Genomic DNA, 14,199 nt, shown 5'->3' on the forward strand with positions numbered 1-14,199 from the left:
TCCTGACCGCTCCGCTTGGGTGAGTTCTCACACAGCCTCGACCCCATTGTCGTCGTTCAGGCTGGTCAGGTCGCTGCCTGAAACCTGCCGTTCATTCGGCTGCCCATCCATGGCAAAGCGGGGCCGGTGAACTAAGCCGCTGCGCGGGAGGGTGCGCGCGGTGAGATACCGGTAAGGCATCGGCCGTCACGGCTTGATTGAGGATCGCCTGGTTCAGGCGTTCCCTTTTGGCTCCTTCAACCCAGGAGCCGAACGATGACCACGCCTCTCCTCAACACCCCCGTCAGCCCGCTGCGCCAGAAGCTGATCGACGATATGAACATGCGCCACTTCTCGGTGGCGACCCAGCGCAACTACATCCGTGATGTGGGGCGCTTCGCCAGCTTCCTGCGGCGGCCGCCGGATACCGCGACCACCGAGGATGTTCGCCAGTTTCAGCTGGCCCAGAGTGAAGCCGGCGTTCCGGTGCCCACCATGAACAGCGTGGTCTCGGCGCTGCGGTTCTTCTTCACCAATACCCTCGATCGGCCCGATCTGGCGCGCAAGCTGGTGCGCGTGAGCCGTCCCCGCAATTTGCCAGTGGTGCTGAGCCGCGACGAGGTGGCGCGCCTGCTCAACGCCACCACCAGCCTCAAGCACCAGGCGGCGCTGTCGGTTGCCTATGGCGCCGGACTGCGCGTTGGCGAAGTGGCCATGCTCAAGGTGCGCGATATCGACAGCGAACGCATGCTGATCCGGGTCGAGCGCGGTAAAGGCGGGCAATATCGCAACGCCATGCTCTCGCCCGACCTGCTCACCCTGTTGCGTCAATGGTGGCAGGTCGGCCATCGCCAAGGCGTGCTGCACCGCGACGGCTGGCTGTTTCCTGGCCAACACGCGCTCAAGCCGATCAGCACCAGACAACTCTATCGCGTCGTGGTCGAGGCGGCGCATGCGGCCGAGATTACCAGGCGCGTCGGCCCACACACAATGCGGCACAGCTTCGCCACCCATCTGCTGGAGGACGGCGTCGATATCCGCATTATCCAGGCGCTGCTCGGTCACGCCAAGCTGGAGAACACCGCCCTCTACACCAAGGTGGCAACGCGCACGGTGCGGGCCGTCACCAGTCCGCTCGACAAGTTGGGTATCTTCGTTCCGACCGAGGAACCGCCCGACCCCTGAGCGGTGCGTGCCACCATCGAGGTCGCCGATATCTTCCGTTCTGCCGGCCCAGCTTATCGCGCGGCCCATGCCGGGCATCTGAGCCTGGGCCAACTCAAGGTCATGTCTGCGATCGAGACCTGTCGCACCGCAGCTCTGGGCGGTCACGTCGAAGCCTGTTCCGACTGCGGGCATCAGCGGATTGCCTACAACTCCTGCCGCAACCGGCACTGTCCGCGGTGCCAGGGCGCGGCGGCACGCACATGGTTGGAGGCCCAGGAGGCCAATCTCCTGCCGGTCGGGTACTTCCACGTCGTGTTCACGCTGCCGGCCGAGATCGCTGACATTGCGTTCCAGAACAAGGCGCGGATCTATGACCTGCTCTTCAAGGCGGCGTCCGAGACCATGCTGACCATCGCGGCCGACCCAAAGCATTTGGGCGCCCGCATCGGCATTACCGCGGTGCTCCATAGCTGGGGTTCGGCCATGACCCACCATCCCCATATCCACATGATCGTGCCCGGTGGCGGCATCACACCGGATGGTCGGTGGATCTCGTCGCGGCCGGCCTTCCTACTGCCGGTGCGGGTGCTGGGCGCGCTGTTCCGGCGATTGTTCATCACCCGGCTGCTCGACCTCCATGGTGCCGGAAAACTCGCCTTCTTCGGCAAGCTTGCAGGGCTCAACGATCGCCGAGCCTTCCAGCGTCACCTTGCGCCGGCTCGCAGAAAACGCTGGGTGGTCTATGCCAAGGCGCCCTTTGCCGGGCCTGAGGCAGTGCTCGCCTATCTCTCGCGCTACACCCACCGCGTGGCGATCTCCAACAGCCGCCTGCTCCGATTCGATGGGAGCGAGATCACCTTCCGCTACAAGGATTATCGCCGCAGCGGCGCCAACCGACAGCAGGTCATGACCCTGACCGCCGACGAGTTCATCCGCCGCTTCCTGCTGCACACTCTGCCCCGAGGGTTCCACCGCATCCGGCACTACGGCCTGCTCGCCAGCTCCGCCCGCAAGGACTGCCTCGCCCAGGCCCGCGACATGCTGGGGGTGGCGCCGACGACGGACGACCCGCCGACCGCCGAGACCTCAGATCCGCTCCCGCCCTGTCCCTGCTGCGGCGGCACCATGGTGATCATCGAGACCTTCGCGGCGTGGTGCCAGCCCCGGGCGCCGCCAACCACGAGACCACCAACCCGGGAGACCGTCCATGACCCGGCATGACCGATTGCGTGCTCAGACCGCGATAACACCATCGCAGCCTGCCAGAGACCTCGCGCCCGCCCATCCCTGGATGGTCATCACCCGCTCGCTCGGTCACAACTGCCGCCGCAGATTCCATCTCAACGGCCGTGACATTGAACCGCTCGCCCTGAGCGCTGCAGCCCAATCACCCTCTCCGGGCGGCCCCCAGGCCGGCCAGATCCAGAAAAACCCATAGCACCAACCCCGTGGCTCGCGGGTTCGTTCTTCGGGGATTTTCGGGCGCCTACCGGCAGCCGAAACTCTCAACGTGAGCAGCCTGTCCGCTCTCGGTGACCGCATGACGGAAAGCAGCCATTCCGGCCGCGCGCTCCAACAGCTCAGTTGGGGCCGTAGCGGACCGGCAGCTTCTAGCGACGGCATCATCAAAAGCAGCCGCGGCATCGTCGACCGACCCGCCGCCGGCCTGGTGCTTGAGGCTGAATTGCCATGGGATGCAAGAACACAGGCGATGCCGAACCCACCGTTCCGCTCCTGGCACTTCCGCACTTTGGACTGCCTAAGCATCGCCGACTTTTCCGTATTTCTGGTAGTGCAGCGTCTATGGTGCTTCGAACCGGGGCGATGAACTGATCCGTCGAGTGGTCAATTGCGCAGGTCAGGACCGCCGCATAGTTACTGTCGCGGTGCCGTCGAGACGTCCGACTACCATTCCAGCGGATTCGCCGGTGAACAGACCGTTCTCGACGACGCCTGGAATTGCATTAAGGGCAAGCTCCAGCGCCTCGGGTTGATCGATTCGGCCGCAATGACAGTCAAGAATGATGTTGCCGCTGTCAGTCGAGACGACATCGCCGTCGCGCTCTCGGCGGACGATATCGGCGCCAGAGACGCCGTGATCCTGAAGAGTTTGCGCCACAAGGCGCGCCGTCTGCACCCAGCCGAACTTCACCACTTCGACGGGGAGGGGAAAGGCACCCAGCTGCGGAACGATCTTGGTCTCGTCGCAGATGGTGATCATCTGCACCGAGGCATGGGCCACGATCTTTTCCCAAAGCAGGCAGGCTCCACCGCCCTTGATCATGCGGAACTGGTTGTCGATCTCGTCGGGGCCGTCGATGGTGAGGTCGATTACCCCGATGTCATTGATGGGGGTGATCTGAATGCCTACCTCTTCGGCGAGCCTGGTCGTATGGCTCGAGGTAGTGGTGCAGGTGAGTTCGAGACCATCGGCCACATATTTGGCCAACTCCCGCACAAAGAAGTGCGAGGTGGTGCCGGAGCCCAGGCCCAGCTTCATGCCAGGGCGAACAAAGCGCTCGATTACAAGTTGGCCGGCAAGTTTCTTTGCATCGTCTTGAGTGATCATAGCTGTCTTTTCTCGTGTAGCGCCGGGCTACAACTTTTCGGTGTGCCAGGAATCGAGTGCGGGCAATTGATCGGGCGCGTTGCTGCCATTGAGGGCGGCAATGGTGGCCACGATCATATTGACGGTGAGATAGTGATTGAGGCGCGAGCCGAGCGGCGTCATCAATTCGGTCTGGTTATAGGCGGAGACCGCCACCACATGGTCGCTGGTTTCCGCCAGGGGACTGTCGTCAGCGGTGATCGAAAGCACCTTGGTGCCCCCCGCCTTTATGCCTCGTGCCAATTCCACGAGGTGCCGGGTGGCCCCGGACTCGGAAAAGAAGATAGCCAGTTCACCCAGCCGGCCAAATTCGGCCTGAAGGCGTTGCTGTCCGCGGCTGGCGATGACCGCACATCGCAGGCCCAGACGCTGCAGCTTGTGCTCGGCGTCGAGCGCCGTGATTTCCGAAATGCCCGATGCATAGATGCCGGTCCATTGCGACGCCATGATGAGCCTGGCGGCAGTTTCGATTTGCGCCGAGTCCACCTCGTCCAGCGCCCGCTGAACCGAGTTCAATGCGTTGCGACAGGTCTTGCGGACAATGCTCTCGGCCGTGTCGATGCGCGTGATCTGCTCATACTGAAAGGGAGCAGTCGGCACCAGACTTTGTGCCAGCTGCACCTTGAAATCCTGATAGCCCTCGAACCCGAAGCGGCGGCAGAACCGGATGATGGTCGGATCGCTCACGCCGCTTTTTTCGGCGAGGGTTGCCATGCTCATATGAATGACCTGATCTGGGTGAGCATGGACGATTTCGGCGACCAGTCGCTCGGCTCTGCCCAGATTGGGTGTTTCTCTCAGAATACGCTGCAGCAGGCTCGAGCCCATATCAACCATCATGTGTCGCCTCGGTATGCGCCACGATATCTGCCAAGCGGTGGAGACGAAAGGCGGGCTCCACCGCCACATCGGCACCGGTGCCCCAGTTTACGGCAAAGAAGGGCACGCCGGCGCGTTGCGCGGTCATCCGGTCCACATCGCTGTCGCCGACATAGATGACCTGCCGTGGCGATATGCCCATGGCTTGCCAGACCGCTGCGAGATGGTCGGGATGCGGTTTGCAATCCTTGACGGCATCGGCCCCGATGGCGGCCTCGAACATGTGATCGATCTGCAATAGGGAGAGGATCTTCTGGGTCAGCGCATGTGGCTTGTTCGTGCAGATGCCCAGCCGAAAACCTCGTTCGGCCAGAAGCGCAAGGTCCTCGCGGACATTGGCATAGAACTCCGTCAGCGCCGCCGGGTGCCGGTTGTAATTTTCGAGATAGGTCGCGTGGGCCTCAGCCAAAGTCGCTTCATCGACGGGCAGCTTCTGGTCGGCCAGGATATCGGCCATCAGCTTACGGGGTCCATTGCCGATGAAGCGGGCGACACGCTCGGCCGATAACGGTCCGCGTCCGCGGGGCTCGAGATAGCGATTGACCGCCGCGGCGATATCGGGGGCGCTGTCGATCAGTGTCCCGTCGAGGTCGAAAATAATAGCCTTGCTCGTCATGGATAAGTCGTCACGCCCCCGCAACGCCAGCGTCGAAGCCGGGGTGGCCGAGCTGTGTGAAGCTGTCGCGCAGCAGGGGGTAGAGGCTCTGATAGATAGTGAACATGCGGGTATAGGTTTCTTGGAGTTCGGGATTGAAGGAGCAGCGCGTTTCGGTGCGCCGCAGCCGGGCGGCGGTCGACGCGTCCGCCCAGATGCCGACACCGATGCCGGCCACCATGGCAGCGCCCATGGCGCCCCCGGCCTCCGCGCCATCGGTGGTGACCACGTCGCAGCCAAAAATATCGGCCTGCATTTGCCGCCAGAGCGTGGAGCGGGTGCCGCCCCCCGAGGTAACGATTCGATGGCGGCCCAGGCCCAGCGACGCCATGGCGTCATACATGTCACGCAGACCATAGACCGCGCCCTCAAGCAGGCTGCGAACCATATCGGCATCGCCGTGTCGGCGCGTCAGGCCGACAAAGGCTCCCCGCGCATGCGGATCGGGATGCGGGCAACGGCCGCCGCTGAGATAGGGCAGGAAGACGAGGCCCCGTGCGCCCGGAGGGCTCTTGCTTGCCCGCTCCACTAATTTTTCGATAGTGACGTTGCCAGCGCCATCGGCGAGCTCACCGGCAATGGCTTGAAACCAGGTGAGCAGACCCGCGCCATCGAGTGATACGCCCATGGCGTGCCAGCGGTCGGGAGCGATGTTGCAGAAAACCTGGACGCGGCCCTTCGGGTTGACAGCCGGCGTGTCGAGCGCCGCCGCGAGAATACCCGCCGTACCGAGCGTCGTCTGCAGGTCGCCGGGATCGATGACCCCGGAACCCAGCGTCTGGATCACGGCATCACCGCCTCCGCCGACAACGGGAATGCCCGGTTCCAAGCCAAACGCCTCAGCGGCTTCAACCGAAACCCTCCCCGTAATCACATCCGATTCGTGGGATGGCGGCAGGATCTCGGGATCGATGCCCAACCGCTCGATAAGCGGGCGAGCCCATTGGCGGTTGCGCACATCGAACAGGCCGGTGCCGGACGCGTCGGACACTTCCGTCGCGACCTCGCCGGTAAGGCGCAGCCGCAGATAGTCCTTGGGATTGAGCGCATGCCGCATGCGCGGATAGAGTTCCGGCTCGTGCCGTCGCATCCACGCAATCTTGCCGCCGGTGTATCCGGTTAGCATCGGGTTGTTGGTTTGCGCAAGGAGACTCTCAAGCCCGCCCGCCGCTTCGGTGATCGCCGCGACCTCATCCGCATTGCGCTGGTCGTTCCAGAGAATGGCGGGCCGCAGCACCGTATGGTCTTTGTCGAGCGGGGTCAGGCCATGCATCTGCCCGGAAAGGCCAATGGCGATGATCTTGACGCCCGGGCACTTAGACAATGCTCCGCGCACGGCGGCCTGGGCGCCGGCAATCCAGCATTCGGGGTCCTGTTCGGACCACCCGGGATGCGGATTGAGCACTGGATAGTCGGCGCTGTGTGTCGCCAGAACCTGGCTGGAAGGGTCGAGCAGCAGCGCCTTGCAACTGGACGTGCCGACATCAATGCCTAGGAGCGCTTCGAACCGCATCAGGCGATACCTTCCGGATGGTCGTAGCGGATGCGAACATGCTTGAGGTTGAAGTATTCCAGCAGGCCCTCTCGGCCATGCTCATAGCCGACGCCGCTCTGCTTGCGGCCGCCATAGGGCGCATTGATGATGCCAGCATCGACATTGTTCACTGCCACGCTGCCGAAATCGAGCCGCGCCGTAAGGTAGCGCATCTCGTCCATGTGCTTGGCATAGACATAGGCGGCAAGTCCGTGGAGCGAGGCATTGGCCAGTTCCACCGCCTCGGCCAGATCGTCGAAAGGCGCAACGCCCACGAGCGGACCGAAGGTTTCCTCGCTCATCACCTTCATGTCGGGCGTGCAATCGGCAAGCACGGTGGGGCGGAAGAAATGGCCGCGGGTAAAGGCGTCGCCTTCGGGGGCCGCGCCACCGGCGATCAGCCGCGCACCGCGGGCCAGCCCGTCGGCGAGATGGTCCTTCGTCTTTGTGAGGGGATCGGCTGAGGCCATGGCGCCAAGGTCGGCAGCCGGATTGTCCAGCCCATTGGCGATAACCAGCTTGTCCGCCGCCGCCGCAAGGCGTTCGAGGAACGGCTCGTAAAGATCACGGGCCACATAGATGCGGTTTATGGCGATGCAGATCTGGCCCATATTGCGGAAGGAGCGGCGCGCCGCCCCCTTGACCGCCGCATCGAGATCGGCGGAGCTCGTGACCACGAGCGGGCAGTTCCCGCCAAGTTCGAGGGAGAGCCGCTTGATCGAACTCAGCGACTGCTGAATCTTGATGCCCACGGCGTTGGAACCGGTGAAGGCAATCTTGTCGATCTGTGGATGTTCGATCAGCGCCTGTCCGATATCGCGGCCCTTGCCGGCGAGAATGTTGACCACGCCGTCAGGCAGGCCGGCATCGGTCAGGCACCGGCCGATTGCCAGCCCCGTAAAGGGGGTCAGTTCAGGCGGCTTGATAACGAGCGTGCAACCGGCGGCAAGCCCCGCGGCAAGTTTCCAGCCAATCAGTTCGGCCGGATAGTTCCACGGCGAAATGGCTGCCACGACCCCGATCGGCTCGCGCACCACCAGGCTTTGGAATTCAATGCTGTCATTGGGAATGATTTCCCCGTGCACACGCACCGCTTCCTCGGCATAGAACCAGAAGGTCTGCGCCAGCTTTTCGATCTCGCCATGCGCCTCGTTCAACGGCTTTCCCTGCTCGATGGTCATGGTGCGCGCCATATCGGCGGCGCGTTCCATCACGAGGTCACCGGTGCGCCGCAGGAGGGCCGCTCGGGCGACCGGGGGCAGAGCAGCCCATGCAGGAAAGGCGGCGCGGGCGGCCGTCACGGCGACTTCGAGCTGTTCCTTCGACACCGCGTTGAGCTCGGCCACGATTTCGCCGGTGGCAGGATTTTCGACAGCAACTGGTGAACCGTTGCCAGCCACCCATTTGCCCCCGATCAGCACCTCTCCCGACACGCCCATAGTCATCGAATTCTCCCTGCTGATGTCAGGCACCGTTCTGCAATCGAGCGCCAGATTATAGTAAAACTACATTTTGGCAAGCGAGGAAGTGGCGATCGGCGGCGATGTTGGGTGTAAAACTTGGTCCAGAATTTTTTTGATGACCGTGCCGGGTCGGCGATTCCTCCAAACGTTACGACGGTCGTTTTCTATGGAGACGCTTTCTCTCAATGTGAGATAAAACCTCTCAAAACAACAATTTATGACGTTTCTTGCTCTTTCCACCGCAAGTCTGTCGGCTTCGAATAAGTAAATGCCTGATTAACATCTGCAATCGTTTCAGGTCGCTGCACCGGTGTCTCTCACGCTGCCGATCTGCTCCCAGATGCGAAATCAGCCATTGACACCCTCCATCCAAAATGTAGTTTTACTAGAAATATCGGCGAACAAGGTGAGGAGAGCGTCAGGCCGAAGACGCAACGGACCGGCAGTCAGCCGGCCATGGAAGGGGAGGATAACGTGATGAAATTCAATCGCAGGCACGTACTGATCGGTGCAGGTGCAGCGCTCGCAGCGCCGGCGCTGATCGGTAGGGCAGCGGCGCAGCAGGGCCAGACCGTGCGCATGCTGTCGCGCTCGCATTTCGTGCCGGAATACGAAACCTGGCTCAAGGAACTGGCCGCCAAATTCGAGGCGGAAACCGGGATCCAGGTGATCTCCGACCATATCGCCCAAGCCGAGTTGGCAGTGCGCTATGTGTCCGAAGTTTCGTCCCAGCAGGGGCACGACATCGTCGAGCTGATCGACCCGTTCACCCTGCTGCCGGTCTATGCGGACCAATTGGCCGATGTCAGCGACATCGCCGAGGACCTGGGCGCCCGCAATGGCGGCTGGCTTCCGGTGGCGGAGAATTACACCAAGGTCGGCGACACCTGGAAAGGCGTGCTCAATTACTACATCGACCACTCCGCCTGCTACCGCAGGGACCTCTTCGAGCGCATCGGCGCCGAAGTGCCCCAGACCTGGCAGGAGGTGCTGGAAGCGGGCGTCAAGCTCAAGGAAATCGGCCATCCCGTCGGCATGTCCTTTGCCCGCGGCGCCGACTCCACCGCGAACTTTAACTGCCTGCTCTGGGCCTTCGACGCGGCCTGGATCTCGCCGGATGGCGCCGACATCACCATCGTCTCGCCTGAAACCAAGGCGGCGCTGGAATTTACCAAGGAGCTCTACGAGCGCGCCATGACGCCTGAAGTGCTGTCATGGGACGACTCGGGTAACAATCGCTTCATGATCTCGGGCCGTGGATCGTGGACCCTCAACGCCCCCAGCGTCTACAAGACGGCGATGGCGCAGGCTCCCGATATCGGCCAGCACATCTTCCACACGCTGCCGCCCGCCGGACCGAACGGGACCCGGGTCAACTACTCCATGGTCTATGGCTATGGCATCTGGGAATTCTCGCCGAATATCGAAGCCTCCAAGCGCTGGCTGACCTATCTGGTCGACAACTGGATGAGCTCCTACCCGGCCGTGGTGGGCTACAACTATCCCGGCCTGCGCGACCATGCGGCCCAGATCGGTCCCGTACTAGCCGAAGACCCGCATATCGCCGATCTCGTGGGCATCCCCGAAATCTCCCAGCCCAACGGCTATCCTGGCCCGATCTCCAAGACCGCTGCCGAAGTGGCGGCCACCTATGTGCTGCCCGACATGTTCCTGCGCTCGGTGCGCAGCGGCGATGCCGACGAAGCCATGGCCTGGGCCGAAGGCCAGATCCGCGAGATCCAGGCCCGCCAGGGCGCCTGACGTCACCTTCAACTTAGCGCCCCGCCCAGGCGGCGGGGCCACCATCAGAGTTCAAACATGCCTCAGCTTGTCCTTGACCAAGTGCGCAAATTCTATGGCACGGTAGAAGCCGTGCGGCCCACCAATCTCGTCATCGAGGACGGCGAATTCGCCATTCTCGTGGGACCCTCTGGCTGCGGCAAATCCACGATCCTCCGAATGATCGCCGGGCTGGAAGACCCCAGCAGCGGCGAAATCCACCTCGACGGCCGGGACATCACCGCCAGTCCGCCCAAGGAGCGCGACGTGGCCATGGTGTTCCAGGACTACGCGCTCTATCCGCACCTGTCGGTCTTCGACAACATGGCTTTTTCAATGATCATCCAGAAGCTGCCGCGCGCTGAAATGGAGCGCCGCGTCGGCGAGGCCGCCGATATTCTGGGGCTTTCCAAGCTGCTGGATCGCCGTCCCGGCGCATTGTCGGGCGGACAACGCCAGCGTGTAGCGCTGGGGCGTGCCATGGTGCGCAAGCCCAGCCTGTTCCTTTTCGACGAGCCGCTCTCCAATCTCGACGCGGCATTGCGCGGCGGCATGCGAGCCGAGCTTTCCAAGCTGCATCACCGCCTCAATGCCACCAGCGTCTTCGTCACCCATGATCAGGTGGAAGCCATGACCATGGGCAGCAAGATCGTGGTGCTCAAGGACGGCGTCATCCAGCAGGTGGGCCGTCCGCTCGATATCTACAATTCCCCCGCCAATGCTTTTGTCGCCAGCTTCATTGGCAGCCCCAAGATGAACATGTTCGATGCGCGCGTCGTCTCGCGCGACGGCGGGCTCTGGGTCGAAACCGGCACTTTCAGCCTCCGCATCCCGGCGGCGCTGGAAAAGGCCTATGCCGACACTGAAGGCACCAATGTGCGCTTCGGCATCCGTCCAAGCGATATCGGCGACCGTGCGCAGGATACCGGCGGAAACGTGCTGCGCGCAGAGGTCGAAGTGGTCGAGCCGCTGGGCCAGGAAACCCACCTCTATTGCCGCGCCGGCGGAGCCGAATTCATCGCCGTGGTCGCCGCGCAGCATATGCCGCAGGTGGGCGCCACGCTCGACCTGCACGTGGATATGAGCCGCATGCACCTTTTCGCCGCCGACGCTGCTGGCCTGCGCCTCGGCGTACCCCGGCTCGCGATCGCCGCCTGATGCGAGGATCAATTCAATGACCGTTGAAAGCGTTGCACCCAACGCCATCCCTATCCCATCGCCGGCTATTCGCAGCAGGCGCCGCAAACGCGCCTTGACCGGGCTGCTGCTTATCCTGCCAGGCTTCCTGCTGATCGCCGCGCTCATCGCCTATCCCTTCGCGATGAGCATCTTTCTCTCGATGACCAATGCGGAAATCAGCACCCTGCTGACCCCGCAATTCGTCGGCCTCGACAATTTCATTCGCCTGCTCGGCGACAGCCTGTTCCGGCAGGCGGTGATCAACAGCTTCGTCTTCACGTTGATCGCGGTGGTGTTCAAGATCGGGCTCGGCCTCCTCATGGCATTGGCGCTCTACGACAATTTCGCTGGGCGTCGCACCATAACGGCCCTGCTGCTGTTTTCCTGGGTGGCGCCGATCGCGTTGTCCCTGCTGACCTGGCTGTGGCTGCTCGATTCCCTTTATAGCCCCTTCAATTGGGTGCTGCGGGCCACCGGCATCATGGACTTCGGCCTGTCCTGGCTGGGCGAGCCCGTGCTGGCCATGATTTCCATTGCCATCGTCAACGTCTGGCGCGGATTTCCCTTCTTCGGCCTGATGCTGCTCGCCGGCCTTATCAGCGTGCCGCGCTCCCTGTATGAGGCCGCCAATCTCGACGGTGCCAGTGGCTGGCAGAAATTCCGGCTCATCACCCTGCCGATGCTGCGGGTAACGCTGGCAGTGCTGGTGCTCTACGCTACCATCTTCACCTTCAACGAGTTCGCCGTGGTCCAGATCCTGACCCGTGGCGGCCCCGAAAACTCCACGCAGGTCTTTGCGACCCTGGCGTTCCAGCGCGGCATCCTGTCGGGCAATCTGGGCGAGGCCTCGGCCATCACGCTCTACTTCCTGCCCGTCTTCGCCGTGCTCTCCCTGCTCATGCTGAAGCTCTCTTGGAAGGAGCGCGAACTATGAATGCCCGCGGCCGTTTCCTGATCCTGTTCCCGCTGGCCCTCTTTGTGCTCATTCCCTTCGTGTGGATGCTGCAGACGGCCATCAAGCAGGATGCCGACCTCTATAATTTCGAGGGCGTGCCATTCATGTTCCAGATGGCGCCGACGCTCAAGAACGTCACCTACCTGCTGTTCGAGACGCAGTTCCTTAGGTGGTTCGGCAATAGCCTGATGGTCGGGATCATCGTCGCCTGCATCACCGTGGTGCTCTCGACGCTGGGGGGATACAGCCTCTCGCGCTACAATTTCCCGCTCAGCAATGCCATGGGCATCGGCATGTTCATCAGCTACCTGGTGCCCCAGGCGCTGATCTTCATCCCGCTGGCCCGCGTGATGACCGCACTGCACCTGCAGGATTCTCTGCTGGCGCTGATCCTCATCTATCCCACGCTGACCGTACCGTTCTGCACCTGGTTTATGATGGGCTATTTCCGCTCCATTCCGCGGCAGCTGGATGAAGCCGCCCGCATGGATGGTGCCGATACCATCCAGATCCTGCGGCGGGTGATCGTCCCGCTGGCCATGCCGGGCATCCTTACCGTCTTCCTCTATGCCTTCGTCATGACCTGGCAGGAATATCTCTATGCGGTGACGCTGATCTCCACCCCGTCGAGCAAGACGCTGCCGGTGGCGGCGACCACGGAACTGGTGCGCGGCGACGTGTTCTTCTGGGGCTCGCTCATGTCGGCAACGCTGATCGGTTCGCTTCCCACCATTCTCGTCTTCTCATTCTTCTCCAAGCACTTCATCTCGGGGATCACCCATGGAGCGGTCAAATGAGCGCCCCGCACTCCAAAGATGGCCGCGATCTCTCAGCCCTGCTGCCGCAAGATCCTGGCCCGGCAAAGCAGGTCGGCCGGGTGTGGCGGGCGGATCGGGGTGGCCCATCGGTTGTCTATCTACGCGACAACGTCCTGTACGACGTGACGGCTGACTACCCGACCATGTCCGACCTGCTCGATGCAGATTTCGTATCCGGCTGGGACACGCATGGCGGGGAGGCTCTGGGGTCTCTCGCCGACTTCCTGCATGATCCCGGGAATATGCGCCCGGGGGCCGAGCGGTCCTGCCTGCTCGCGCCTTGCGACCTGCAGGCGATCAAGGCGTGCGGCGTGACCTTCGCCCGCTCCATGGTTGAGCGGGTGATCGATGAGCGAACCGCCGGCAAGCCGGAGATGGCGACTGCCATCCGCACGCGGATCGGCGAGCTCATCGGTGACAGCCTCTCCAATATCAAGGCCGGATCGGCGCATGCTGCCGAGGTCAAAGCGGCGCTGATCGGGGAGGGGCTCTGGTCGCAGTATCTCGAAGTCGGCATCGGCCCGGACGCGGAGGTCTTCACCAAATCCCAGCCAATGTCGGCTGTGGGCTATGGTGCACAGGTCGGCGTCCACAAATCCTCCAAGTGGAACAATCCGGAGCCCGAGATCGTGCTGGCGGTAAACAGCTCCGCCCGCATTGTCGGCGCTACGCTGGGCAACGATGTCAACCTGCGCGACATCGAGGGACGTTCGGCCCTGCTCCTGGGCAAGGCCAAGGATAATAATGCGTCCTGCGCCATCGGGCCGTTCATCCGCCTGTTCGATGACGATTTCACCATCGAGGATGTCGAGGCGGCAACCCTGACCATGAGCGTGCGCGGCGGCGGCTTCGAAATGACCGGCCGTTCCAACATGAGCGAGATCAGCCGCTCGCCTGCCGATCTCGTGGCGCAGGCCATGTCCGAGCACCACCAATATCCCGACGGTATGATGCTGTTTCTGGGCACGATGTTCGCGCCCACGCAGGACCGTGCAGAACCTGGCAGCGGCTTTACGCACCAGCCGGGCGATGTGGTCGAAATCGAAACCCCGCTGCTCGGTGCGCTCCGCAATGAAGTGACGCTCGCCCATGAGGCGCCGCACTGGAGCTTCGGTGTCCGGGCGCTGATGCGCAATCTCGCCAATCGCGGGCTGCTGCCCGCCAACAGTGCCCGCTAGGAAAC

Annotated in this window: 13 protein-coding genes; 8 read left to right on the forward strand and 5 right to left on the reverse strand. The window is 62.8% G+C overall.

Annotated elements, in window-relative coordinates:
• The first annotated feature begins 255 nt into the window (after positions 1 to 255).
• The 3 genes from A3840_RS18765 (at position 256) to A3840_RS19525 (ending at position 2,974) form a co-directional block, all read left to right on the forward strand.
• Positions 256 to 1,164, forward strand: coding sequence for a tyrosine-type recombinase/integrase (locus A3840_RS18765; protein ID WP_067460758.1), 909 nt, complete (start codon positions 256 to 258; stop codon positions 1,162 to 1,164).
• A 3-nt stretch (positions 1,165 to 1,167) separates the two neighbouring features.
• Positions 1,168 to 2,367 (forward strand): IS91 family transposase, encoded by a 1,200-nt coding sequence (locus A3840_RS18770; RefSeq protein ID WP_082904043.1) that lies wholly within the window; start codon positions 1,168 to 1,170, stop codon positions 2,365 to 2,367.
• 319 nt (positions 2,368 to 2,686) lie between these two features.
• Positions 2,687 to 2,974, forward strand: a complete 288-nt coding sequence (locus tag A3840_RS19525) for a hypothetical protein (RefSeq protein WP_131798389.1) — start codon at positions 2,687 to 2,689, stop codon at positions 2,972 to 2,974.
• A gap of 30 nt (positions 2,975 to 3,004) precedes the next feature.
• Here A3840_RS19525 and rpiA read toward each other — a convergent pair whose 3' ends face one another.
• Genes rpiA through A3840_RS18795 form a run of 5 tightly spaced genes read right to left on the reverse strand, consistent with a single transcriptional unit; the run spans position 3,005 to position 8,267 of the window.
• The gene (gene rpiA / locus A3840_RS18775) at positions 3,005 to 3,715 is read right to left on the reverse strand and encodes a ribose-5-phosphate isomerase RpiA (RefSeq protein WP_067460760.1); all 711 of its coding nucleotides are present in this window, start codon (positions 3,713 to 3,715) and stop codon (positions 3,005 to 3,007) included.
• Between the two features lie 27 nt (positions 3,716 to 3,742).
• A complete protein-coding gene (locus A3840_RS18780) occupies positions 3,743 to 4,582 on the reverse strand; it encodes a MurR/RpiR family transcriptional regulator (protein WP_067460762.1) in 840 nt (279 codons plus the stop codon).
• Position 4,583: 1 nt separating this feature from the next.
• A complete protein-coding gene (gene gph / locus A3840_RS18785; RefSeq protein WP_067460764.1) occupies positions 4,584 to 5,249 on the reverse strand; it encodes a phosphoglycolate phosphatase in 666 nt (221 codons plus the stop codon).
• A gap of 10 nt (positions 5,250 to 5,259) precedes the next feature.
• Positions 5,260 to 6,801: a xylulokinase gene (gene xylB / locus A3840_RS18790; RefSeq protein WP_067460766.1), complete on the reverse strand. Its 1,542-nt coding sequence runs from the start codon at positions 6,799 to 6,801 to the stop codon at positions 5,260 to 5,262.
• Positions 6,801 to 8,267 (reverse strand): aldehyde dehydrogenase family protein, encoded by a 1,467-nt coding sequence (locus A3840_RS18795; RefSeq protein ID WP_067460768.1) that lies wholly within the window; start codon positions 8,265 to 8,267, stop codon positions 6,801 to 6,803. Before A3840_RS18795 ends, xylB begins: the two co-directional genes overlap by 1 nt.
• 495 nt (positions 8,268 to 8,762) lie before the next feature.
• On the opposite strand from A3840_RS18795, the gene A3840_RS18800 reads away from it, so the two are divergent.
• Genes A3840_RS18800 through A3840_RS18820 form a run of 5 tightly spaced genes read left to right on the forward strand, consistent with a single transcriptional unit; the run spans position 8,763 to position 14,194 of the window.
• Positions 8,763 to 10,046: an ABC transporter substrate-binding protein gene (locus A3840_RS18800; protein WP_067460770.1), complete on the forward strand. Its 1,284-nt coding sequence runs from the start codon at positions 8,763 to 8,765 to the stop codon at positions 10,044 to 10,046.
• A 57-nt stretch (positions 10,047 to 10,103) separates the two neighbouring features.
• Positions 10,104 to 11,222: an ABC transporter ATP-binding protein gene (locus A3840_RS18805; RefSeq protein WP_067460772.1), complete on the forward strand. Its 1,119-nt coding sequence runs from the start codon at positions 10,104 to 10,106 to the stop codon at positions 11,220 to 11,222.
• A gap of 16 nt (positions 11,223 to 11,238) precedes the next feature.
• On the forward strand, positions 11,239 to 12,177 hold the full coding sequence (locus A3840_RS18810; protein ID WP_067460774.1) for a carbohydrate ABC transporter permease: 939 nt from the start codon (positions 11,239 to 11,241) through the stop codon (positions 12,175 to 12,177).
• Positions 12,174 to 12,995 (forward strand): carbohydrate ABC transporter permease, encoded by an 822-nt coding sequence (locus A3840_RS18815; protein ID WP_067460776.1) that lies wholly within the window; start codon positions 12,174 to 12,176, stop codon positions 12,993 to 12,995. Before A3840_RS18810 ends, A3840_RS18815 begins: the two co-directional genes overlap by 4 nt.
• The gene (locus tag A3840_RS18820; protein ID WP_082904045.1) at positions 12,992 to 14,194 is read left to right on the forward strand and encodes a fumarylacetoacetate hydrolase family protein; all 1,203 of its coding nucleotides are present in this window, start codon (positions 12,992 to 12,994) and stop codon (positions 14,192 to 14,194) included. The genes A3840_RS18815 and A3840_RS18820 overlap by 4 nt, the downstream gene beginning before the upstream one ends.
• The last annotated feature ends 5 nt before the right edge of the window (positions 14,195 to 14,199 follow it).

The sequence above is a fragment of the Devosia elaeis genome (genome assembly GCF_001650025.1).
In the GTDB taxonomy this organism is placed as follows: domain Bacteria; phylum Pseudomonadota; class Alphaproteobacteria; order Rhizobiales; family Devosiaceae; genus Devosia; species Devosia elaeis.